This window comes from Streptomyces sp. adm13(2018) (assembly GCF_008042145.1).
In the GTDB taxonomy this organism is placed as follows: Bacteria; Actinomycetota; Actinomycetes; order Streptomycetales; family Streptomycetaceae; genus Streptomyces.
Genome location: NZ_RDBH01000129.1, coordinates 1,689,329 through 1,710,439, shown reverse-complemented (window position 1 = coordinate 1,710,439; position 21,111 = coordinate 1,689,329). Strand labels below are relative to the sequence as shown.

The 21,111-nt window shown below is 72.4% G+C and carries 20 protein-coding genes, 1 tRNA gene and 1 pseudogene; 5 read left to right on the top strand and 17 right to left on the bottom strand.

The window, feature by feature from the left end:
- Positions 1 to 71: 71 nt before the first annotated feature.
- The 11 genes from yajC to pgsA form a co-directional block, all read right to left on the bottom strand.
- Entirely contained in the window at positions 72 to 536 is a 465-nt protein-coding gene (yajC, locus tag EAO70_RS24640; RefSeq protein ID WP_148004957.1) for a preprotein translocase subunit YajC, read from the bottom strand.
- Positions 537 to 701: 165 nt separating this feature from the next.
- A complete protein-coding gene (gene ruvB / locus EAO70_RS24635) occupies positions 702 to 1,793 on the bottom strand; it encodes a Holliday junction branch migration DNA helicase RuvB (RefSeq protein WP_148004956.1) in 1,092 nt (363 codons plus the stop codon).
- A gap of 94 nt (positions 1,794 to 1,887) precedes the next feature.
- Entirely contained in the window at positions 1,888 to 2,520 is a 633-nt protein-coding gene (gene ruvA, locus EAO70_RS24630; RefSeq protein WP_148004955.1) for a Holliday junction branch migration protein RuvA, read from the bottom strand.
- Entirely contained in the window at positions 2,517 to 3,080 is a 564-nt protein-coding gene (gene ruvC, locus EAO70_RS24625) for a crossover junction endodeoxyribonuclease RuvC (protein ID WP_148004954.1), read from the bottom strand. The genes ruvA and ruvC overlap by 4 nt, the downstream gene beginning before the upstream one ends.
- A 133-nt stretch (positions 3,081 to 3,213) precedes the next feature.
- Complete coding sequence (locus EAO70_RS24620; RefSeq protein WP_148004953.1) at positions 3,214 to 3,966, bottom strand: YebC/PmpR family DNA-binding transcriptional regulator; 753 nt, start codon at positions 3,964 to 3,966, stop codon at positions 3,214 to 3,216.
- Positions 3,967 to 4,028: 62 nt separating this feature from the next.
- A complete protein-coding gene (gene pdxT, locus EAO70_RS24615; RefSeq protein ID WP_187284005.1) occupies positions 4,029 to 4,619 on the bottom strand; it encodes a pyridoxal 5'-phosphate synthase glutaminase subunit PdxT in 591 nt (196 codons plus the stop codon).
- A 6-nt stretch (positions 4,620 to 4,625) separates the two neighbouring features.
- On the bottom strand, positions 4,626 to 5,540 hold the full coding sequence (pdxS, locus tag EAO70_RS24610) for a pyridoxal 5'-phosphate synthase lyase subunit PdxS (protein ID WP_030204560.1): 915 nt from the start codon (positions 5,538 to 5,540) through the stop codon (positions 4,626 to 4,628).
- Between the two features lie 115 nt (positions 5,541 to 5,655).
- The gene (locus EAO70_RS24605; protein WP_148004951.1) at positions 5,656 to 6,198 is read right to left on the bottom strand and encodes a hypothetical protein; all 543 of its coding nucleotides are present in this window, start codon (positions 6,196 to 6,198) and stop codon (positions 5,656 to 5,658) included.
- Positions 6,199 to 6,467: 269 nt separating this feature from the next.
- The gene (locus EAO70_RS24600; protein WP_148004950.1) at positions 6,468 to 7,619 is read right to left on the bottom strand and encodes a glycosyltransferase family 4 protein; all 1,152 of its coding nucleotides are present in this window, start codon (positions 7,617 to 7,619) and stop codon (positions 6,468 to 6,470) included.
- Complete coding sequence (locus tag EAO70_RS24595) at positions 7,616 to 8,680, bottom strand: phosphatidylinositol mannoside acyltransferase (protein WP_261993009.1); 1,065 nt, start codon at positions 8,678 to 8,680, stop codon at positions 7,616 to 7,618. The genes EAO70_RS24600 and EAO70_RS24595 overlap by 4 nt, the downstream gene beginning before the upstream one ends.
- Complete coding sequence (gene pgsA, locus EAO70_RS24590) at positions 8,677 to 9,339, bottom strand: phosphatidylinositol phosphate synthase (RefSeq protein ID WP_148004949.1); 663 nt, start codon at positions 9,337 to 9,339, stop codon at positions 8,677 to 8,679. Before pgsA ends, EAO70_RS24595 begins: the two co-directional genes overlap by 4 nt.
- A 274-nt stretch (positions 9,340 to 9,613) precedes the next feature.
- On the opposite strand from pgsA, the gene EAO70_RS24585 reads away from it, so the two are divergent.
- Positions 9,614 to 11,818 carry an elongation factor G-like protein EF-G2 gene (locus EAO70_RS24585; protein ID WP_148004948.1) on the top strand — a complete coding sequence of 735 codons (2,205 nt, stop codon included), beginning with the start codon at positions 9,614 to 9,616 and terminating at the stop codon, positions 11,816 to 11,818.
- A gap of 192 nt (positions 11,819 to 12,010) precedes the next feature.
- Entirely contained in the window at positions 12,011 to 13,669 is a 1,659-nt protein-coding gene (locus EAO70_RS24580; protein WP_148004947.1) for a hypothetical protein, read from the top strand.
- Between the two features lie 108 nt (positions 13,670 to 13,777).
- Here the strand turns inward: EAO70_RS24580 and EAO70_RS24575 are convergent, their stop codons facing one another.
- A complete protein-coding gene (locus EAO70_RS24575) occupies positions 13,778 to 14,341 on the bottom strand; it encodes an HIT family protein (RefSeq protein WP_148004946.1) in 564 nt (187 codons plus the stop codon).
- Positions 14,342 to 14,406: 65 nt separating this feature from the next.
- Between EAO70_RS24575 and EAO70_RS24570 the strand changes: the two genes are divergently transcribed.
- Complete coding sequence (locus EAO70_RS24570; RefSeq protein WP_148004945.1) at positions 14,407 to 15,105, top strand: potassium channel family protein; 699 nt, start codon at positions 14,407 to 14,409, stop codon at positions 15,103 to 15,105.
- Between the two features lie 50 nt (positions 15,106 to 15,155).
- Here the strand turns inward: EAO70_RS24570 and thrS are convergent, their stop codons facing one another.
- The 3 genes from thrS to EAO70_RS24555 form a co-directional block, all read right to left on the bottom strand.
- A complete protein-coding gene (gene thrS, locus EAO70_RS24565; RefSeq protein WP_148004944.1) occupies positions 15,156 to 17,132 on the bottom strand; it encodes a threonine--tRNA ligase in 1,977 nt (658 codons plus the stop codon).
- A 150-nt stretch (positions 17,133 to 17,282) separates the two neighbouring features.
- Positions 17,283 to 18,539 carry a hypothetical protein gene (locus EAO70_RS24560; protein WP_148004943.1) on the bottom strand — a complete coding sequence of 419 codons (1,257 nt, stop codon included), beginning with the start codon at positions 18,537 to 18,539 and terminating at the stop codon, positions 17,283 to 17,285.
- Complete coding sequence (locus EAO70_RS24555) at positions 18,539 to 19,105, bottom strand: DUF4365 domain-containing protein (protein ID WP_148004942.1); 567 nt, start codon at positions 19,103 to 19,105, stop codon at positions 18,539 to 18,541. The genes EAO70_RS24560 and EAO70_RS24555 overlap by 1 nt, the downstream gene beginning before the upstream one ends.
- A gap of 121 nt (positions 19,106 to 19,226) precedes the next feature.
- Between EAO70_RS24555 and EAO70_RS24550 the strand changes: the two genes are divergently transcribed.
- Positions 19,227 to 19,955 carry a 3'-5' exonuclease gene (locus EAO70_RS24550; protein ID WP_148004941.1) on the top strand — a complete coding sequence of 243 codons (729 nt, stop codon included), beginning with the start codon at positions 19,227 to 19,229 and terminating at the stop codon, positions 19,953 to 19,955.
- 67 nt (positions 19,956 to 20,022) lie between these two features.
- Here EAO70_RS24550 and EAO70_RS24545 read toward each other — a convergent pair.
- Positions 20,023 to 20,094 (bottom strand) — tRNA-Val (locus EAO70_RS24545).
- Between the two features lie 39 nt (positions 20,095 to 20,133).
- Entirely contained in the window at positions 20,134 to 20,580 is a 447-nt protein-coding gene (locus EAO70_RS24540; protein WP_148004940.1) for an SRPBCC family protein, read from the bottom strand.
- Between the two features lie 93 nt (positions 20,581 to 20,673).
- Here EAO70_RS24540 and EAO70_RS24535 point away from each other — a divergent pair.
- Positions 20,674 to 21,111, top strand: a pseudogene (locus EAO70_RS24535) (hypothetical protein); the annotation flags it as partial.

The following is a 21,111-nucleotide window of genomic DNA, read 5'->3' as shown; positions in this document are numbered from 1 at the left end:
TCCCCCGCAGACGTGGAACCGTTCCGGGAAACGCGCACGCCGGTGGGCGTGCGCGGTGTCCTCGGCCGCGACTACTTCGCGTCGGTCTCGCCGTCGGCCTTGCCGTCCTTCTGGCCCTCCGCGGCGTCGGCGACGTCCGACTTCTTCGTCAGATCGGCCTTCGGCGCGTCCTCGGCGGCCTCCGCGGCATCGGCGGTCGCGGTCAGCGACGAGGCGTCGTCCGGCACGACGGTGCCGGTCTCCGCGTCCTCGTCGTCACCGTGGACGATGCGGTTGTACTCGGAGTCCTGAAGGACGGCGCCGATCGCGTTCTTCGCGTAGACGGCGTGTACGCCGGGCGCGACCTCGAGGAGAACGGTCTCGTCGCCGATCTCCTTGACGGTGGCGTACATCCCCCCGATCGTCCGTACGCCGGTGCCGGGCTGCATCTCGTCGCGCATCTGCGCCGCCGCCTGCTGCTTCTTCTTGGCGGAGCGAGTCATCAGGAACATGGCCCCGATGAGGACGATGAAGGGGAGGAGGGTCACGATGCTCACGGGACGGGTTTCCTTCGCACGGTCGCGGAGAACCCGCGGCCTGATCTTCGGGGGTGGGCGCGCCGACCAGAAAGGGCGGCAACGGCGGAGTCTAGGCGAGTCCGCATCGACTGAACAACGTCCAGCATCGCACCCCGGTTCCTGTCCGGGCGAGTGTCAGCACCGTCACGCCCCGAAGAGCCCCTGTTGTCCCTTTCCCAGAGTGCTCCCGGTGCTTCCCGGGCCCGCTGCCTGCGGTGGAACCAGTCCGAGGTGCGCCCACGCGGCAGGAGTGGCGACCCGGCCACGGGGCGTACGGGCCAGCAGTCCCTCGCGTACGAGGAAGGGTTCGGCGACCTCCTCGACGGTCTCCCGCTCCTCCCCCACCGCGACGGCGAGGGTCGAGAGACCGACCGGTCCGCCGCCGAAGAGCTTGAGCAGGGCCTCCAGGACGGCCCGGTCGAGCCGGTCGAGGCCGCGGCCGTCGACCTCGTAGACGCTGAGGGCGGCCTCGGCGATCTCCCGGGTGATGGCGCCGTCCGCCTTGACCTGGGTGTAGTCGCGGACGCGGCGGAGCAGCCGGTTGGCGATACGGGGGGTTCCGCGGGAGCGGCCGGCGATCTCGGCGGCGCCGGCCGGGTCGATCTCGACGTCGAGGAGTCCGGCGGAGCGGTGGATCACGCGCTGGAGCTCGGCCGGCTCGTAGAACTCCATGTGGCCGGTGAAGCCGAAGCGGTCGCGGAGCGGCGGCGGCAGGAGTCCGGCCCGGGTGGTGGCGCCGACCAGGGTGAACGGCGGCAGTTCGAGCGGGATGGCGGTGGCGCCGGGGCCCTTGCCGACGATGACGTCGACGCGGAAGTCCTCCATCGCCATGTAGAGCATCTCCTCGGCGGGCCGGGACATCCGGTGGATCTCGTCGAGGAAGAGGATCTCGCCCTCCTGGAGGGAGGAGAGGATCGCGGCGAGGTCGCCGGCGTGCTGGATGGCGGGGCCCGAGGTGATGCGGATCGGGGCGTTCATCTCGGCGGCGATGATCATCGACAGGGTGGTCTTGCCGAGGCCGGGGGCGCCGGAGAGCAGCACGTGGTCGGCGGTGGCACCGCGCTGACGGGCGGCCTTGAGCACCAGGTCGAGCTGCTGGCGGACCTTCTCCTGGCCGACGAACTCGCTGAGGTCCTTGGGCCGCAGGGCCGCCTCGACGGCCTGGTCGTCCCCCTCGGCCGATGATCCGACGATGCGCGCCTCGTCGTCGGCGGTGGTCTCGTCGTCCCAGTTCACGGATGCTCTGCCTTCTCGGTGGTGGTGCGGTGGTCAGTGCGGCGGGGCGGCGGTTCCGGCGGGGCGGCTCCCCCGCCCCGCGCGGCCGGTCCCGTCAGCGGGCGCGGTTCAGGGACTGCAGGGCCGCCCTCAGCAGCTGCGGCACCGGCGCCGAGCCGCCGGCGGCGATGGCCTCCTCCGCCTGCGGCGCCACCGCCGCCACGGCCTCCTCCGCCTCGCGGGGGGCGTAGCCGAGGCCGATGAGAGCGGCGGAGAGCTGCTCCGTCCACGGCGCCGGGCCGGCGGCCGCGGCGCGCTGCGCGCCGACCATGCCGCTGCTGCCGAGCGGGGCGCCGAGCTTGTCCTTCAGTTCGAGGAGGAGTTTCTGCGCGCCCTTCTTGCCGATGCCGGGGACGGCCATGAGGGCCTTCTCGTCGCCGGTGGAGACGGCGATCCGCAGGGCGTCGGGGCTGTGCACCCCGAGCATGGCCTGGGCGAGGCGGGGGCCGACGCCGCTGGCGGTCTGGAGGAGCTCGAAGACCTGCCGCTCGTCGTCGTCGGCGAAGCCGTACAGGGTGAGGGAGTCCTCCCGGACGACGAGGGAGGTGGCGAGCCGGGCGTCCTCGCCGATCCGGAGTCCCGCGAGCGTGCCCGGGGTGCACTGGACGGCCATGCCCACGCCGCCGACCTCGATGACGGCCGTGGTGGGGGCGAGCGCGGCGACCGGGCCGCTGACGAAGGCGATCATCGGGTTCGGCCTTTCACTGCGGCCGCCTGCCGGGCGACCGCCTGCTGGAGGCGGCTCTCGGCGACGGCCTGCTGGAGACGGTTCTGGGCGGGGGCGCGCCAGATGTGGCAGATGGCGAGGGCGAGGGCGTCGGCGGCGTCGGCCGGCTTGGGGGGCGCGGAGAGCCGGAGCAGCCGGGTCACCATGGCTCCGACCTGCGCCTTGTCGGCGCGTCCGCTTCCGGTGACGGCGGCCTTGACCTCGCTGGGGGTGTGCAGGGCGACGGGGATGCCGCGGCGGGAGGCGCAGAGCATGGCGACGGCGCTGGCCTGAGCGGTGCCCATCACCGTACGCACGTTGTGCTGGCTGAACACCCGCTCCACCGCGACGAGTTCGGGCGAGAAGCGGTCGAGCCACTCCTCGATGCCACGCTCGATGCCCACCAGGCGCACCCCGATGTCGTCGTCCGCGGCGGTCCGCACCACCCCCACGCCGAGCATGGTGAGGGGCCGTCCGGCGACCCCTTCGACGACGCCTACGCCGCACCGGGTCAGGCCCGGGTCCACCCCGAGAACACGCACGTCGCGCCCCCTTCTCGCTCACCTGTTTGTGCAGGCTATCGGCTGCCGCCGACATCGCCGCACGAACGACAGCGGGCCGACGGGGGCGTGTCCCCGTCGGCCCGCTGTGCGGCCGCTCGCTCGGCGGCCCCGATCAGGCGTCGACCTTGGCCATGACCTCGTCGCTGACGTCGAAGTTGGCGAAGACGTTCTGGACGTCGTCGCTGTCCTCCAGCGCGTCGATCAACTTGAAGATCTTGCGCGCGCCCTCTTCGTCGAGCTCGACCTGCATGGTCGGGACGAAGCTGGAGTCGGCCGAGTCGTAGTCGATGCCGGCCTCCTGGAGGGCGGTGCGGACCGCGACCAGGTCGGTGGCCTCGCTGATGATCTCGAAGGATTCGCCGAGGTCGTTGACCTCCTCGGCGCCGGCCTCGAGCACCGACTCCAGGAGGTCGTCCTCGGTCAGCTCGCCCTTGGGGAGCACGATGACGCCCTTGCGGTTGAACAGGTACGAGACCGAGCCCGGGTCGGCCATGGAGCCGCCGTTGCGGGTCATGGCGACGCGCACGTCGGAGGCGGCGCGGTTGCGGTTGTCGGTGAGGCACTCGATGAGCACCGCGACACCGTTGGGCCCGTAGCCCTCGTACATGATCGTCTCGTAGTCGGCGCCGCCGGCCTCGAGACCCGCACCGCGCTTGAGCGCGGAGTCGATGTTCTTGTTCGGGACCGACTGCTTCTTCGCCTTCTGGACGGCGTCGAACAGCGTCGGGTTGCCGTCCAGGTCGGCGCCGCCGGTGCGGGCCGCGACCTCGATGTTCTTGATCAGCTTCGCGAAGAGCTTGCCGCGCTTGGCATCGATCACGGCCTTCTTGTGCTTCGTCGTAGCCCATTTAGAGTGGCCGGACATCTGCCTGTCTCCTTCGCGTAACCCATTTCTGAACGAACCCCAGAGATCCTACCGGGATCGGATCAGCGTGCCGCGCGCACCATGTCGACGAACAGGGCGTGGATGCGGTGATCCCCGGTGAGTTCGGGGTGGAACGAGGTCGCGAGGACCCGGCCCTGGCGGACGGCCACGATGTGACCCTCGTGCTCGGCGAGCACCTCGACCTCGGCGCCGACGGACTCCACCCAGGGGGCGCGGATGAAGACGCCCTCGACGGGGCCGTCCTCGATGCCCGCGACGGTGACGCCGGCCTCGAAGGACTCGTTCTGCCGCCCGAAGGCGTTGCGGCGGACGATCATGTCGATGCCGCCGAAGGTGTCCTGGCCCGAGCGCGGGTCGAGGATCTTCTCGGCGAGCATGATCAGACCGGCGCAGGTGCCGTAGACCGGCAGGCCGGCGGCGATGCGCTCGCGCAGCGGCTCCGCCATGCCGAACAGCTCGGCCAGCTTGGAGATGGTGGTGGACTCCCCGCCGGGGATGACCAGACCGTCGATCTCGGCCAGCTCTTCGGGGCGCCGGACCGGCCTGGCCACGGCGTCAGCCGCGGCCAGGGCGATCAGGTGCTCCCGTACGTCGCCCTGGAGTGCCAGGACACCGATCACGGGTGTGCTCATCAGTGGTTACCAGCCGCGGTTGGCGTAGCGCTCGGACTCGGGGAGGGTGTCGCAGTTGATGCCGACCATGGCCTCGCCCAGGTTGCGGGAGGCGTCCGCGATGATCTTCGGGTCGTCGTAGAAGGTGGTGGCCTTCACGATGGCGGCGGCGCGCTTGGCCGGGTCGCCGGACTTGAAGATGCCGGAGCCGACGAAGACGCCCTCGGCGCCGAGCTGGCGCATGAGCGCGGCGTCGGCGGGGGTCGCGACGCCACCGGCGGAGAACAGCACGACCGGGAGCTTGCCGAGCTCGGCGACCTCCTTGACCAGCTCGTACGGGGCGCGCAGGTCCTTGGCGGCGGCGAAGAGCTCGTTGTTGTCGAAGCCGCGCAGCCGGGCGATCTCGTTCTTGATCTGGCGCAGGTGGCGGACGGCCTCGACGACGTTGCCGGTGCCGGCCTCGCCCTTGGAGCGGATCATGGCCGCGCCCTCGGCGATGCGGCGCAGGGCCTCGCCCAGGTTGGTGGCGCCACAGACGAAGGGGGTCGTGAAGGCCCACTTGTCGGAGTGGTTGACCTCGTCGGCCGGGGTGAGGACCTCGGACTCGTCGATGTAGTCGACGCCGAGGGACTGGAGGACCTGCGCCTCGACGAAGTGGCCGATGCGGGACTTGGCCATCACCGGGATGGAGACCGCGCCGATGATCTCCTCGATCATGTTCGGGTCGGACATCCGGGCCACGCCGCCGTCCTTGCGGATGTCCGCGGGGACCCGCTCCAGGGCCATGACGGCCACGGCGCCGGCGTCCTCGGCGATCTTCGCCTGCTCGGCGTTGACGACGTCCATGATCACGCCGCCCTTGAGCTGCTCGGCCATGCCGCGCTTCACACGGGCGGTGCCGGTCTCGGGGGACTGCGGGGAAACGGAAGGCGTGGTGGACACGGGGACCTCACTCGTGACAACGGGGGTTGACGACTAGGACGAGGAAACAGGCCACGTGCAGTCCACAGCAAGGGCCAATGTGGACCCGGTGGATCGTTTTCGCAGGCTGAGAGCATCAGGCCGGGCGGTCGGCAAGGGCCACCGGCGCCTCGTCGTCCATTTCGAAGGCCAGCGGGAAGGGCGCGTGGCCTGCCAGCCGGAACCACCTGACCGTACGGTGGCGCCGCAGGGCGCGCGCGGCGCGGACGGCGTCGTTGTGGAAGCGGCGGGCCATCGGGACCCGGCGGACGGACGCCGCCAGCTCCTCCGCGGCCTCCACCCCGCCCGGGGCGTCCCGTACGAGTTCCACCTGCTCGGGCTCGCCGAACACGACCCGCAGGGCCTGGCTCAGCTCGCTCTCGGCGACCTCCCGGTGGTCCTCCTCGGCCTGCCGGGCGGCGTGCGCGGCCTCGTACAGCACGATCGAGGCGGCCGGGTCGAGGACGCCGGAGGTGGCCAGCTCCTGGGTGACCGAGGCCCGGCGCAGCAACTGCGCGTCCAGGGCCGCGCGGGCGGCGTCGATGCGGGAGTGCAGCCGGTCGAGCCGGCCGGCGGTCCAGCTGAGGTAGACGCCGATGAGGATCAGCGCGACGACGGTCCAGATCAGGGTTTCGGTCACGGGCCGAAAGGCTACCGGGAGGCCGAGCCCGGGACGGCGCCGCCGGCGGCGAGCGCAGCGGCCGGCACCCGCACGTCACGGGCCCGCGTGCCGCTGGACACGGCGGACCCGTCCGCCCCCGCGTCACGGGCCCGCGTGCCCCGGGGCGCGGCGGAACCGTCCGCCCCGCTTGGGCATGGCGGGCGCGGTCCGCACGGGGGCTGACGCGCCGCGCGCGGCCGCCGACGAGCGCAGGCGCCGCGCGGGCTCGCCGGCGGGCGGGCCCGCTCCTACAGGCCCAGCCTCGCCCGCAGCCCCACGCGTTCGTCGGTGTCGACCGCCGCCGCCCCGTCCGTCACCGTCTCGTAGACCGCAAGGATGTCCGCGCCGACCGTCGTCCAGTCGAAGCGGCGGACGTGGGCCGAGCCCCGCGCGCTCAGTTCCGCGCGGCGCTCGCCGTCGCCGAGGAGCCGGATCGCCGCGTCCGCGAGCGCGTCCGCGTCCTCGTTGGCGAACAGTTCGCCGGCCGCACCCTGGTCCAGGACCTGCGCGAAGGCGTCCAGGTCGGAGGCGAGCACCGGCGCGCCGGCCGACAGGGCCTCGACGAGGATGATGCCGAAGCTCTCGCCGCCGGTGTTCGGCGCCACGTACACGTCGACGCTGCGGAGCAGCCGCGCCTTGTCCTCGTCGCTGACCATGCCGAGGAACTCCACCCGGGACCGCATCTCGCGCGGCAGCGAGGCCACCGCCTCCTCCTCGTCCCCGCGCCCGGCGACCAGGAGCCGTGCCCCCGGCCGCTCGGTGAGGATCCTGGGCAGCGCCCGCATGAGGACGGGCAGGCCCTTTCGGGGCTCGTCGATGCGTCCGATGAAGCCGAGCGTCTCGCCCTGCCACTCCTTCTTCGGCTCGGCGCGCGCGAAGAAGTCGACGTCGACCCCGTTGGGGATGACGACGGCGTCGCCGCCCAGGTGCTCGACGAGGGTGCGCCGCGCGTACTCGCTCACCGCGATGCGCGCGCTGATCTTCTCGAGCGCCGGCTGGAGGATCGGGTACGCGGCGATCATCGCCCGCGAGCGGGGGTTCGAGGTGTGGAAGGTCGCCACGATCGGCCCCTGTGCCGCCCAGCAGGTGAGCAGCCCGAGCGACGGCGAGGTCGGCTCGTGGATGTGGACGACGTCGAAGGTGCCGTCGTGCAGCCAGCGGCGGACCCGCGCGGCGGAGAGGAAGCCGAAGTTGAGCCGCGCCACCGAGCCGTTGTACGGCACCGGGACGGCCCGGCCGGCCGACACCGCGTACGGCGGCAGCGGCGTCTCGTCGTCGGCGGGCGCGAGCACCGAGACCTCGTGGCCGAGCCTGATGAGGTGCTCGGCGAGGTCGCGGATGTGGAACTGGACGCCGCCCGGCACGTCCCAGGAGTACGGGCAGACGATCCCGATCTTCACGCGCCCCGCTCCCCGCCCCGCTCGTCACCGGCAGCCCCGTCGGCCCCGGCAGCCCCGGTGTCCCCGCCGGTCCCGGGATGTTCGTCCAGGTCCGCGAGCCACAGTCGTTGCAGCATGTGCCAGTCCTCCGGGTGTTCCGCGATGCCGGAGGCGAAGGCGTCGGCCAGCGCCTGGGTCATCACGGTCGTCTTCTCCGCCCGCGTACCCGAGGCGGGGACGTCGATCGGCGCGTGGATACGGCCCCGCATGACGGTCTCGTCGCCGTACCAGAGCGTCACGGGGAGCAGCAGCGCGCCCGTCTGCTGGGCGAGGATCGCCGGTCCCGCGGGCATCCGCGCGGTCTCCCCGAAGAAGGTCACCTCGGTGCCGGAGGCCGACAGGTCGCGGTCGGCGACCAGGCAGACCAGGCCGCCGGCCCGCAGGCGCCGGGCGAGCGTGCCGAAGGCGGAGCCCCCGGTGTGCGGGACGACCTCCATGCCGAGGGACTCGCGGTAGGCCACGAAGCGGTCGTAGAGCGTCTCCGGCTTGAGCCGCTCGGCGACGGTGGTGAACGGGACGCCGAGGGAGCGGGTCACCCACACGCCCGCGAGGTCCCAGTTCGCCAGGTGCGGCAGGGCCAGGACGACCCCTCGTCCGGCGGCGAGGCCTTCCTGGAGGTGGTGGATGTTCTGGATGTCCATCCCGCGCTCGACGCGCTCCCTGCTCCAGGTAGGCAGCCGGAAGGACTCCATCCAATAGCGCATGTACGAGCGCATGCCGGCCTTCGACAGCTCGGCGAGGCGCTCGGGGGTGGCGTCCGGCACCACGCGCGCGAGGTTGGATTCGAGGCGCAGGACGCTCTTGCCGCGCCGCTTCCACGTGAGGTCGGCGATCCTGCGGCCGAGCCCGGTGGCCACCGGCTCGGGCAGCTTCTTGACGGTCGCCCAGCCGACGCCGTACAGCCCGTCGCTCAGCCTGTCCTTGAACGTGCCGCCGCCGGACGCGCGGTCCTTCGGGACAGCGGCGGACGCGCCGTCCTTCGGGCCGCCGCCCTGCGGCGCCCCGTCCTTCACCGTGCTCATGTCGTCGCCCCGCTTCCGCCGGCCGCGGCGGCGTCCGCCTCGGCCGATTCCCGTCGTACGGTCACGACGCGCTGGCCCAGGGTGACGGCGCTGCCGACGGCCACGATCCACAGGGCGATCGGCAGGAGCACCTGCACCCCGGGGACGCCGAAGGCGTGCAGTCCGGCGAGGCCGGCCGCGACGAGCGAGATCACCAGGCGCTCGGCGCGCTCGATCAGACCGTTGACGGCGACGGGCAGGCCGATCGACTCGCCCCGGGCCTTGGTGTACGAGACCACCTGGCCGCTCGCCAGGCAGAAGATCGCCACGGCGCACATCACGTTGTCGTCGCCGTTGCCCGCGTACCAGAGCGCGAAGCCGCCGAAGATGGCGCCGTCGGCGACCCGGTCGAGCGTCGAGTCGAGGAAGGCGCCCCAGCGGCTGGAGATCCCCGCCTGCCGGGCCATGTTGCCGTCGACGAGGTCGGAGAAGACGAAGAGGGTGATGACGATGGTGCCCCAGAAGAACTCCCCGCGGGGGAAGAACACCAGCGCACCGGCCATCACCCCCGCCGTGCCGATGAGCGTGACCGCGTCGGGGCTGACGCCCCTGCGGAGCAGAAACGCGGCGAACGGTGTGAGGACACGCGTAAAAAATGCACGCGCGTACTTGTTCAGCATGGCCTTCCCGGTGTTCGGTGGGCCGCGGCCCCTACGACCACCGGCTCACCCATCGTAGCCACGCGCGCCCCGGCGCACGGGCGGCACCCGCCCCGCGGCGCCCGCGTCCCCCGCGAGGGCCCTCCCCGTGTACGACGTATGGACGCCTCCCCGGGTCGGTGCCAAGCTCGAAGAACCACCGCGGGCCCCCGGCCGGAGCCGTACCGCGACAGAGCACTCCCCCCGTGGCACCCGCCGTACCGCCGCACCGTGCGCGCGGCCGGGAGGACACATCATGGGTGAGAAGGCGAACACGGCCGCCGGAGCCGCCGGCCGGGCTCCGACGGCCGACCGGCCCGCGGCCGTACGGAACGTGGTGCTGGTCGGCCACAGCGGATCCGGCAAGACGACCCTGGTCGAGGCGCTGGCCCAGACCGCCGGGGCCCTCAACCGGGCCGGCCGGGTCGAGGACGGCGGCACCGTCTCCGACTACGACGAGATCGAGCACCGCCGGCACCGCTCCGTACAGCTCTCCCTCGTCCCGGTCGACTGGGACGGGTACAAGATCAACCTCCTCGACACCCCCGGGTACGCCGACTTCGTCGGGGAGCTGAGGGCCGGTCTGCGCGCGGCGGACGCGGCCCTCTTCGTCGTCTCGGCCGCCCAGGAGGCCGACGCCGTCGCCGCGTCCACCCGGATGATCTGGGAGGAGTGCGCGGCCGTCGGCATGCCCCGGGCCATCGTCGTCACCCACCTCGACACCGCCCGCACCGACTTCGCCGAGCTGACCGGGGTCTGCGCCGCGCTGTTCGGCCACGACGACCCGGACGCCGTCCTGCCCCTCTACCTCCCGGTGCGCGGCCCCGAGGGCGCCGACGGGCACGCGCCTGTCACCGGGCTGGTCGGCCTGCTCTCGGAACGGATCCTCGACTACTCGACGGGGGTGCGGACGGAACGCCCGCCCGACGAGGAGCAGCGGCCGCTGATCGCGGAGGCCCGCGCCCGGCTGATCGAGGGGATCATCGCCGAGAGCGAGGACGAGACCCTGATGGACCGCTATCTCGCCGGCGAGCCGGTCGACGTGAAGACGCTCGTCGACGACCTGGAGAAGGCGGTGGCGCGGGGCGCGTTCCATCCGGTGCTCGCGGCCGCCCCCGCGGCGGCCGGCGGGTCGCAGGGCCTGGGCACCCTCGAACTCCTGGAGCTGATCACCGGCGGTTTCCCCTCTCCCCTGGAGCACGAGCCGCCCGCGGTGACCACCCCCGACGGCCGGCCCCGGCCGCCTCTCGTCTGCGACCCCGAGGGCCCGCTCGTCGCCGAGGTCGTGAAGACCGCATCGGACCCCTACGTGGGCCGGGTGTCCCTGGTCCGGGTCTTCTCCGGCACCCTGCGCCCCGACGAGACCGTCCACGTGTCGGGGCACGGCCTGACCGACCGGGGGCACGAGGGCCGGAACCTGCACGAGGCGAACGAGCGGGTCGGCGGGCTCACCTCGCCCTTCGGCAAGCAGCAGCGGCCGATGGCCCACTGCGTCGCCGGGGATCTCGCCTGCGTGGCCCGGCTGGGCCGGGCCGAGACCGGCGACACGATCTCGGCCAAGGACGACCCCCTCCTGATCGAGCCCTGGAGCCTGCCGGAGCCGCTGCTCCCGCTGGCGGTGCAGGCCCACGGGAAGGCCGACGAGGACCGGCTCTCGCAGGGCCTCGCCCGGCTGGTCGCCGAGGACCCCGCCCTGCGGCTCGAACAGAACCCGGACACCCGTCAGGTGGTCCTGTGGTGTCTGGGCGAGGCCCACCAGGACGTCGTCCTCGAACGCCTCCGCGGCCGGTACGGGGTCCAGGTCGACGCCGTGCCGTACCGGGTGTCGCTGCGCGAGACGTTCGGCGGCGCGGCGGCGGGCCGGGGCCGGCACGTCAAGCAGTCCGGCGGCCACGGCCAGTACGCCGTCTGCGAGATCGAGGTGGAGCCGCTCCCGCCGGGCAGCGGCGTCGAGTTCGTCGACAAGGTGGTCGGCGGCGCGGTGCCCCGGCAGTTCATCTCCTCCGTCGAGAAGGGCGTACGGGCGCAGGCCGCGCGCGGTGTCGCGGCCGGCTACCCGCTCGTCGACATCCGGGTCACCCTCAAGGACGGCAAGGCGCACTCGGTGGACTCCTCGGACGCCGCCTTCCAGACGGCGGGCGCGCTCGCGCTGCGCGAGGCGGCCGCCGAGGTCCCCGTGCACCTGCTGGAACCGGTGGCCGAGGTCCGGGTCATGGTGCCCGACGAGTACGTGGGTCCGGTGATGAGCGACCTGTCGGGCCGGCGGGGCCGTGTCGTGGGCACCGACCAGGCCGGGCCCGGCCGGACCGTGGTCCGGGCCGAGGTGCCGGAGATCGAGATCGGTCGGTACGCGATCGACCTGCGGTCCGTGTCGCACGGCACGGGCCGCTTCGACCGCGCGTACGCCCGGCACGAGCCGATGCCGCGGCACCTGGCCGAGCAGGTCCGCGCGGAGGACTGAGGAGAGGCTGCCGTCCGGCGGTGAAGGCGACGGGCCTCCGCCGAGCCGGGCGGACGCCCGCGCGTGCGTCATTCGGCCTCGCTTTCCACAGGCGGTGACGCACACGACGGTCCCCGGTTACTCTGTGGTGCCCAGCTCAGAAGGTGTGCGGGGCGCGGCAGTTGGGAACAGCCCGCACTAGGAACCGCGGCGATGGGGGCGGCAGTGTCGATCGATGGCTTCGGACCCGGGGCGCAGGTCCCGCTGACGGGCACGGGCGGGGGCACGGGGGCGACGAACGCGCTCGCGTCCGCCGCGTACCGGGACAGCGAACTGAAGACGATTCAGGAAGCGGACAACGAGCTCTACAAGACTACGCTCAAGGGCGGGAAGTGGGAGAAGCTCTTCCGCCCCGACCTGGGCGAGGCCTTCTCCCGCGCGGTGCAGGTCCGGATGCTCGGCGGCGGCCGCGGCGCCCTGATCCAGTCGTTCGGCGCCGAGCCGCAGCCGGTCGTCGAGCACTGCCTCGCGGCCACCCACATCCGCCGGCAGCGGGACACCAAGCTCACCCTGATCACCGCCGTCTGCGGGGTGCTCTTCCTGCCCGGCCTGCTGCTGTGGCTCGGCATCATCTCGCTGCGCCGGCTGGTCGCCGGCTCGGACAACCGGCGGACGAGCGTCGTCGGCACGGTCCTGCTGTGGGGGGCGGGCATCTTCTCCGCGCTCGTGCTCCTCGCGCTGCCCCTCGACGGGTTCCTGCCGAACTACCTGCGCGCCATGATCGTGGCCCCGGTCATCGGCTGGTTCCTGGCCCGCCGGATCTGCGACCGCTCCGCCGTGGACCTCCGGGAGCGCTGGGCGGGACTGCTCAGCGGCGGCGGCGCCGGCCCCCAGATCCCCAAGTCCGTTCCGCAGGACCCCGGCGAGAAGTCGGCGGAGGAGCTGCGGCTGAACCTGGAGAAGCTCTCCGCCGAGCAGCAGTCCAACATCGCGTTCTACGCCGGGCCCAAGGGCATCCTCGGCCTCGGCACCCGCTGGGGCAGCTGGACCCTCGCCGAGGAGCTGGTGCCGGTGGCCGGCCGGGAGATCCACGACTTCCGCGCCTGGGACGTCATCCGCAAGATCCACGACCAGCTCACCCTGCTGGAGCGGGGCTCGCTCAAGACCGGCTTCCCGAAGCCGACGGTCAAGCACTGGATCGTCTCCGCGGTCGGCGAGGGCGCCGACTCCGTCACCCGCCCCGAGGGCGACAACATCGTCCACTTCCAGGTCAAGCCGCACGAGATACAGCGGATCTGCAACGACCAGCAGTTCGGCGCGGGCAACCGGCACTACCTGGGCGTCCAGTTCACGCTCTGGGACGGGAACCTGGTCCTGACCATGATGGTCACGGTGACCTCGCTCCACCACACGCTCAGGATCGAGGTCACCGGGCACGCGCTGGGCCCGGTGCACGGCCTCTTCGGCTCGAAGCCCGCGGCCAAGACCAGGGAGGTCTCGAAGACCGTCCGGTTCTGGGAGACGAAGTCGATCCAGCAGCCGCTGCTCACCACCGACGACGTCGTCCGGCTGGCGGTGCGCGCCCCGTTCACCTGGTACCCGCCGGTGCTGGACTTCCTCGGCGGCAAGATGGTGCTGCCGGAGCCCTTCGGCCTGCGGCACGTCTGGGCCGGGCCGCTCTGGAAGAACCGCTTCATGGCCGACGACGCCATACGGATGGCGACGCCGGTGCTGCGCGCGGTGCACTCCGCGACGCTGAAGTTTCTCGACGAGCACAACGTGGACACGGAGCGCTTCACCAACCGCTCGCTGGTCCTCAGCGGCGGCATCCAGGAGCCGGGCCCCAAGAAGGCCGACGTCTACGACGCGTGACGCGGCAACGGGCGAAGGCCGTGAGCGGCCGCAGTGACAGACGACCGTGACCGGAGCGTATGCGAAGGGCCCGGACCACGACCGTGGTCCGGGCCCTTCGCATACGGATCAGACGGCGGCGGGCCAGGCGTCGGCCAGCATCTTCCGGGTGTCCGCAAGCAGCTGCGGCAGCACCTTGGTGTGCCCGACGACCGGCATGAAGTTGGTGTCCCCGCCCCAGCGGGGCACCACGTGCTGGTGCAGGTGGGCAGCGATCCCGGCGCCCGCGACGGCGCCCTGGTTCATCCCGATGTTGAAGCCGTGGGCGCCGGAGGCCGCCCGCAGCGCGACCATCGCGCGCTTGGTGAGGTCGGCGAGCTCCGCCGTCTCCGCCTCGTCCAGGTCCGTGTAGTCGGCGACGTGCCGGTACGGGACGACCATGAGGTGACCGCCGTTGTACGGGTACAGGTTGAGCACCGCGTACACGCTCCGGCCCCGGGCGATCACCAGACCGTCCTCGTCCGACTTCGCCGGGATCGAGCAGAACGGACAGCCGTCCTCGGCACCCGGCCCGGTCGGCTTGTTCTCGCCCTGGATGTACGCCATTCGATGAGGCGTCCAGAGGCGCTGGAACGCGTCCCGCGTCCCGACTCCGATCTGCTGCTCCGGCTCAGTCGTCATGCTGTGCAGCATATTGCGTCGCCCGTTCGGAACGTGTCGCCGGGGCGGAGGATCCGTGCAGCGGCCATGCTGAGGCGATGAGCGACAGGCCCCCGAAACCACCGCGCCAGGAACGCTGGGACCGTCTCATGGAGCTGCCGCTCGCGGTGGCCTCCCTGCTCTATCTGACGAGCTACGCGGTGCGTGTCCTGGCCCACGACCACCTCCCGCAGGAGTGGCTCGACATCTGCCTCACCCTCACCCTCGTCTCCTGGGGCGTCTTCGGCGCGGACTACCTGGTGCGCCTGCGCCTCAGCGGTCTCGGCCCCTTCCGCTTCCTGCGGACCCATCTGCTCGACACGGTGGTCCTGGTCCTGCCGCTGCTGCGGCCGGTGCGGATGGTGAGCACGTACGACCAGGTGCAGCGCCGCCGGGACCGGCCGCGCCTCACGCTCTACGCGCGCGTGATGGTCTACGCCGGTCTCACCGTGGCCCTGCTCGGCTTCGCGGGCGCGCTCACCGTCTACCACTACGAGGTCGATGCCCCCGGGGCCTCGATCCGCACCTTCGGCGACTCGGTCTGGTGGACCTGCGCCACGCTCGCGACCGTCGGGTACGGGGACGTCGTCCCGGTGACGGTGATGGGCCGGGTGACCGCGGTGGGGCTGATGGCCTGCGGGCTCGCGCTGCTCGGCGCGGTGACGGGCTCGTTCTCTTCCTGGCTGATCCAGTCGTTCACCCGGGACGACGAGAAGGACGGCGGAAGGCCCCCGGGGGGATTCCCGGGGGCCTCCTGAGACGCGTCGTCCGGGTCCGGCGGAGCCGGACGACGCGGGGCGCCGCTCGATCAGACCTGGACGCGGTCCTCGACGATCTTGGCGATCTTGGCGATGGCCTCGTCGACCGGGATGCCGTTCTCCTGCGAACCGTCGCGGTAGCGGAAGGAGACGGCGCCGGCGGCCATGTCCTCGTCACCCGCGATGATCATGAACGGGACCTTCTGCTTCTGCGCGTTGCGGATCTTCTTCTGCATCCGGTCCGAGGACGAGTCGACGTCCACCCGCAGCCCCTGCTTCTTCGCCTTGGCGGCGAACTCGTGCAGGTAGTCGACGTGCGCGTCGCCGATCGGGATGCCGGTGGCCTGGACGGGAGCCAGCCACGGCGGCATCGCGCCCGCGTAGTGCTCCAGGAGCACGGCGAAGAAACGCTCGATCGAGCCGAACAGCGCACGGTGGATCATGACCGGGCGCTGCTTGGTGCCGTCCGGGGCGGTGTACTCCAGGTCGAAGCGCTCCGGCAGGTTGAAGTCGAGCTGCACGGTCGACATCTGCCAGGTGCGGCCGATGGCGTCCCGCGCCTGGACGGAGATCTTCGGGCCGTAGAACGCGGCGCCGCCCGGGTCGGGGGTCAGCGGGAGACCCTGCTTCTCGGCGACCTGCTGGAGGACCGCGGTGGCCTCCTCCCAGACCTCGTCCGAGCCGACGAACTTCTCCGGGTCCTTGGTGGAGAGCTCCAGGTAGAAGTCGGTCAGACCGTAGTCGCGCAGCAGGTTGAGGACGAAGGTGAGGGTCTTGTCGAGCTCCTCCGCCATCTGCTCCTTGGTGCAGTAGATGTGCGCGTCGTCCTGGGTGAAGCCGCGGGCCCGGGTCAGGCCGTGCACGACGCCCGACTTCTCGTACCGGTACACGGTGCCGAACTCGAAGAGCCGCAGCGGGAGTTCACGGTAGGAACGGCCGCGCGCGTCGAAGATCAGGTTGTGCATCGGGCAGTTCATGGGCTTGAGGTAGTAGTCCACGCCCTCGTCGAGCTGCATGGGGGGGTACATGCCCTCGGCGTACCAGTCGAGGTGGCCCGACTTCTCGAACAGCTTGCCCTTGGTGGCGTGCGGCGAGTAGACGAACTCGTAGCCCTCCTCCTCGTGGCGCTTGCGCGAGTAGTCCTCCATGACCCGGCGGATGATGCCGCCCTTGGGGTGGAAGACGGCGAGGCCGGAGCCGATCTCGTCCGGGACGGAGAACAGGTCGAGCTCGTTGCCGAGCTTGCGGTGGTCGCGCTTCTCGGCCTCGGCGAGGAAGTCGAGGTGAGCCTTCAGCTCGTCCTTGGACGGCCAGGCGGTCCCGTAGATGCGCTGGAGCATCGGGTTCTTCTCGCTGCCGCGCCAGTAGGCGGCGGCGTTGCGCATCAGCTTGAACGCCGGGATGTTCCGGGTGGTGGGCAGGTGCGGACCGCGGCAGAGGTCCTTCCAGCACAGGTCGCCGGTCTTGGCGTCGATGTTGTCGTAGATGGTCAGCTCGCCGCCGCCCACCTCGACGCTGGCGCCGTCGTCGGTCGACGCGGAGCCCTTGATGCCGATGAGCTCCAGCTTGTACGGCTCGTCGGCCAGCTCGGCGCGGGCGTCCTCGTCGGTCACCACACGGCGGGCGAAGCGCTGGCCGCGCTTCTGGATCTCCTGCATCTTCTTCTCGATGACCTTGAGGTCCTCGGGGGTGAAGGGCTTCTCGACGTCGAAGTCGTAGTAGAAGCCGTCCCGGACCGGCGGGCCGATGCCCAGCTTGGCCTCGGGGAAGAGCTCCTGCACGGCCTGGGCCATGACGTGCGCGGTGGAGTGGCGCAGGATGTCGAGACCGTCCGGGGAGGAGATCTCGACGCCCTCGACGACATCGCCGTCGGCGAGCTCGTACGACAGGTCCTTCAGCTCGCCGGCCACCCGGGCGGCGATGATGGTGCGGTCGTCGGCGAACAGGGCGCCGGCGGTGGTGCCCGCGCTCACCGCCCTCTCCTCAGCTTCCGAGGCGGACTGGACGGTCACACGGACTTCAGACACGGGTACTCCGTACATAGGGACGCCGGCAGACACGAGGTGCCGGCGTCGGCGGTGCGCGACAGGTACGAGGTGCCGCGCACGCCCGATCCTACCGAGGGGGCCGGGCGGCCCGCGAAACGGTTTCCCGGCCGCCGGGTCCCGCCCCCCGCCTCAGTCCTCGTCCGGACCGCGGTCCTCGTCGAGGAAGTCCGCGTCCTCGGCGGTCCCCCGGAGCGACTTCAGCAGCCGGTCCCGCTCCGTCTCGTCGACCTGGACGGGGACGACCCCGGACGCGTCCGTGAGCCGGCGGAAACCGCCCCGGCTCTCCAGCCGGCCCACCACCCGGATCGGCAGCCCGGCGAGATGGGCGTGTCCGGCGGTGCGGTACGCCTCCTCGTCCAGGCCGACCCGGACGTGCGGGACCTCCGCCCCGCCGAGCACCCGGAGCCGTACGGTCCCTTCCCCGCGCGGTCCGGAGCGGCGCATGCGGACGACGGTGCCGGTCAGCCGGACCGGGACGGAGGGCTCGTCGGTCAGGTAGCGGGCGCTCGCCTCGCGCAGCGCGGGCAGGTCGCCGGGCGAGAACTCGACCGGTGCGGGCCGGGCGGCGCAGCCCTCGGGCGCCCCGGCCGAGGGAGCCCATTCCAGCGCGATCCGGGCTCCCTCGGTGCCCCGCACCAGGGCCACCAGCGCCTCGGTGAGCTCCCGGCTGACGCCCGCCTCGACGGCGGCGTCGAAGGCCTCCATCCCGCCGGTGGCCCGCTGGTAGTCGGTGGCCTCGCGGGCCGCGTGGAGGGCGTGGTAGAGCCGTACGGCGATGGGGCGGCCCGGCGCGACGGGCAGGAACGCGGTGAGCCCGCGCCCGCCGGGGGCCGCGCCGACGACGACGGTCTCCAGGGAGGCCTGGGCGGGGCGCCGGTGCCGGGCCCCGTAGTAGCCGGCCCGGCCCCGTACGGCCAGGGCCCCGGCGAGGAGGAGCTGGCGGGCGGCGGACCTGAGCTGCTCCTGCACGGTCCAGGGGACGACCCCCGCCGGGCCCGGGGGGACGTCGCGCCACCAGCGGATCTCGTCGCTGGGCACGGCGAGGCCGGTGAGGACCTCGCGGGCGGAGGGCGTGGCGCTGCGGGCGAGGGCGGTGAGCGCCTCGCCGAGCAGGTCCTCGCAGTCCGGGAAGGCCCGGCTCTCCGGCACGAGCAGGCTGGTACCGGTGCTGCCGGGCGGGGTCCAGCGGCTGTAGCGGCCGGCCGCGCCGCCCCGCCGCCGCCAGCCGTGGCGGGCGAGCAGGGCGCCGAGGACGCGCGGGTCGACCCTGCCGGGGTCGGGTGTGCCCTGGCTGTCGGCCCAGGGTCCGGCGGGAACGGAGACGGGGCCGTGTCCGGCCCCGTTCCCCTCGTCCCCGAACGTCGGTTCGTCGATCGGCCGGTGCATCAAGGTCTCCCTCCCCCGCCGACCCGGGTCATGATCTCGCAGAGCGCCCGGTCGTCGAAGATCCGTGTCGTCGGTACGCGCACGGTGGTCCGGCGCCGTCCGGTGACCGGGTGCCCGGCCAGGTTGATCCAGTAGCAGCAGTGCCGCAGGTCGAGCCGGTCGTGACTCGCCCTCAGCCAGTCGTCCTGCGACCTCGGTACGAGCATCACGACGAGGATCTTGTGGACGGAGACCGGGGTCCTGGCGAGCTTCACCAGGTGGTCGTTGTCGAGGGTGAACGAGAAGGTCTTCCCGGGCGGGCGCGGCGGGATCTGGTAGGTGCACTTGAGCTGCACCTTGATGGTCACCTCGTCGTCGACGGTGTGGGCGGGCGAGCCGTGGCTCACGTGCCAGTCGATGCCGTTGTCCGGAAAGGGCTGGGACAGCGAGCAGCCGGCCGCGGCGGCGACGGCGTGCAGGTATCCCACCTGGAGGGTCTCCATGCAGGCGGTGGTGGCGAGTGAGCCGCGCGTCGGTGCCAGCCGCTGGGGCGGCAGCCCTCCCGACTCGGGCTGGGCGAGCGCCATGTGTTCTTCCTTCCCCGTCCCTTCTGTTGTGACCGGTCCGCGTACGGCGCAAACAGTCCGGGTATCACCGTTTCGGGGCAGGGGGTTGGCCATCTGCCGCACGTGTGCGAGGAGTTCAGGGATGACGATGCACTGGTACGAAGGGCCCCTGGCCGCTTTCGACACGGAGACCACGGGAGTCGACGTCGAGGGCGACCGGATCGTGTCCGCCGCCCTGGTCGTCCAGGACACGGTGGGGGCGCGTCCGCGGGTGACGCGCTGGCTGGTCAATCCGGGCATACCGGTGCCCGAAGGGGCCACCGCCGTGCACGGACTGACGGACGGTCACCTCCAGCGGTACGGCCGGTGGCCGTCCCCGGTGATGGAGGAGCTGGCGCGGGCGCTGGCGGAGCAGAGCGCGGCGGGGCGTCCGCTGGTGGTGATGAACGCGCCGTTCGACCTGACGATCCTCGACCGCGAGCTGCGCCGGCACCGGGCGTCCACGCTCGGCGACTACCTGGGGGGAACTCCGCTGTGCGTGCTGGACCCGCGGGTCCTGGACAAGCATCTGGACCGGTACCGCAAGGGCCGCCGGACGCTCACGGATCTGTGCGCCCACTACGAGGTGGAGCTGGCGGGGGCGCACGACGCGGCGGCGGACGCGACGGCGGCGCTGGACGTCGTACGGGCGGTGGCGCGGCGCTTCTCGTCGCGGCTGGAGCGGCTGACGCCGGCGGAGCTGCACACGCTGCAGGCGGTGTGGCACGCGGCCCAGGCGCGGGGTCTCCAGGCGTGGTTCACCCGGCAGGGGACGCCGGAGACGGTGGACCCGTCGTGGCCGCTGCGGCCGGAGCTCGGCACGGCGGCCTGAACCGGGCCCGGGGTCCCGGCACATGACAGAGGCCGGTCCGTCTTTCGACGGACCGGCCTCTACCCGGTGGGCGATACTGGGATCGAACCAGTGACCCCTTCGGTGTGAACGAAGTGCTCTCCCGCTGAGCTAATCGCCCGGGAACGGGTTGAACCATACAGGCCTTCCAGCCCCTCGTTCAAACCGGTCGCAGCCGGGCGGCGATCCCCCGGCGTCCCGCCCGCATCATGAGGGCGTGGTTGGCGCGGAACAGCGGGCGGCCGGGGACGGCGAGGGCGCGCAGCAGCCGGGCCCGGACCTCGACCTCCTGCTCGTACAGGACGCGGGTGCCGGCCCCGTCCGGGGCGAGGGTCCAGCGGGCCCAGCCCTCCAGGTCGCCGCCGAGCCCGATCTCCAGGACCCGGGCCCGGGGGTCGCGGCGCAGGGCGCGGGCGGTGACGACGAGGTCGTACGGGAGCAGGGAGCGGAAGCGGGCGGTGCCGGTGGTGTCGTCGAGGGGGACGACCTCGCGGACCTGGGGCCACCACCGCGGGTACGCGTCGGCGCGCTCCAGCACGGCGTAGACGGCGTCGGGCGGCGCGGCGAGGCGCCAGACGCTGCGGAAGCGGTAGTGGCACCAGTCCATGCCCCCAGTGTGGACGTACTCAGGCCACCGGGGCCGGAAAGATGAGTATCCGGACGCATTCCCGGCGGCTGTGGCCGGGGCCACACTCCGGTCATGGACAACTCCCTGCCGCCCGCTGACGAGCTGGTGCTCGTCGACCGTGAGCTGGCCCAGCTCGACGCACGCCGGTCTCAGTTGCTGACCCGGCGGGCCTGGCTCGTCCGGGCGCTGTACGCGCCGGCCGCGCCCATGGCGACGCCCGGCCCGCGCCGGCCGGTGGCGGACTCGACGCCGCGGAGCGCGCAGAACGTGCTGCTGACGCTCGGCGGCACCCTGCTGACGATCGCGGCGATCGCGTTCACGCTGGTGAGCTGGGGATCGATGGGGATCGGCGGCCGGGCCGCCGTCCTGTTCGTGGTGACTTCGGCGGCGCTGGCGGCTCCGGTGGCGCTGCTGCGCCGGGGTCTGGTGTCGACGGCCGAGTCGGTGGCGGCGCTGGGCCTGGTCCTGATGGTGCTCGACGCGTACGCGCTGCACCGGGTGGCCCTGGCG

Excerpts from the sequence above, each read along its gene's own strand:
- EAO70_RS24570 (WP_148004945.1), top strand. The coding sequence starts at position 14,407 with ATGAGCGACAGGCCCCCGAAACCACCGCGCCAGGAACGCTGGGACCGT.
- EAO70_RS24540 (WP_148004940.1), bottom strand. The coding sequence starts at position 20,580 with ATGGACTGGTGCCACTACCGCTTCCGCAGCGTCTGGCGCCTCGCCGCG.
- EAO70_RS24550 (WP_148004941.1), top strand. The coding sequence starts at position 19,227 with ATGACGATGCACTGGTACGAAGGGCCCCTGGCCGCTTTCGACACGGAG.
- EAO70_RS24620 (WP_148004953.1), bottom strand. The coding sequence starts at position 3,966 with ATGTCCGGCCACTCTAAATGGGCTACGACGAAGCACAAGAAGGCCGTG.
- EAO70_RS24575 (WP_148004946.1), bottom strand. The coding sequence starts at position 14,341 with ATGCTGCACAGCATGACGACTGAGCCGGAGCAGCAGATCGGAGTCGGG.
- pdxT (WP_187284005.1), bottom strand. The coding sequence starts at position 4,619 with ATGAGCACACCCGTGATCGGTGTCCTGGCACTCCAGGGCGACGTACGG.
- EAO70_RS24595 (WP_261993009.1), bottom strand. The coding sequence starts at position 8,680 with ATGAGCACGGTGAAGGACGGGGCGCCGCAGGGCGGCGGCCCGAAGGAC.
- EAO70_RS24580 (WP_148004947.1), top strand. The coding sequence starts at position 12,011 with ATGGGGGCGGCAGTGTCGATCGATGGCTTCGGACCCGGGGCGCAGGTC.
- EAO70_RS24585 (WP_148004948.1), top strand. The coding sequence starts at position 9,614 with ATGGGTGAGAAGGCGAACACGGCCGCCGGAGCCGCCGGCCGGGCTCCG.
- ruvA (WP_148004955.1), bottom strand. The coding sequence starts at position 2,520 with ATGATCGCCTTCGTCAGCGGCCCGGTCGCCGCGCTCGCCCCCACCACG.
- pgsA (WP_148004949.1), bottom strand. The coding sequence starts at position 9,339 with ATGCTGAACAAGTACGCGCGTGCATTTTTTACGCGTGTCCTCACACCG.
- EAO70_RS24555 (WP_148004942.1), bottom strand. The coding sequence starts at position 19,105 with ATGGCGCTCGCCCAGCCCGAGTCGGGAGGGCTGCCGCCCCAGCGGCTG.
- EAO70_RS24560 (WP_148004943.1), bottom strand. The coding sequence starts at position 18,539 with ATGCACCGGCCGATCGACGAACCGACGTTCGGGGACGAGGGGAACGGG.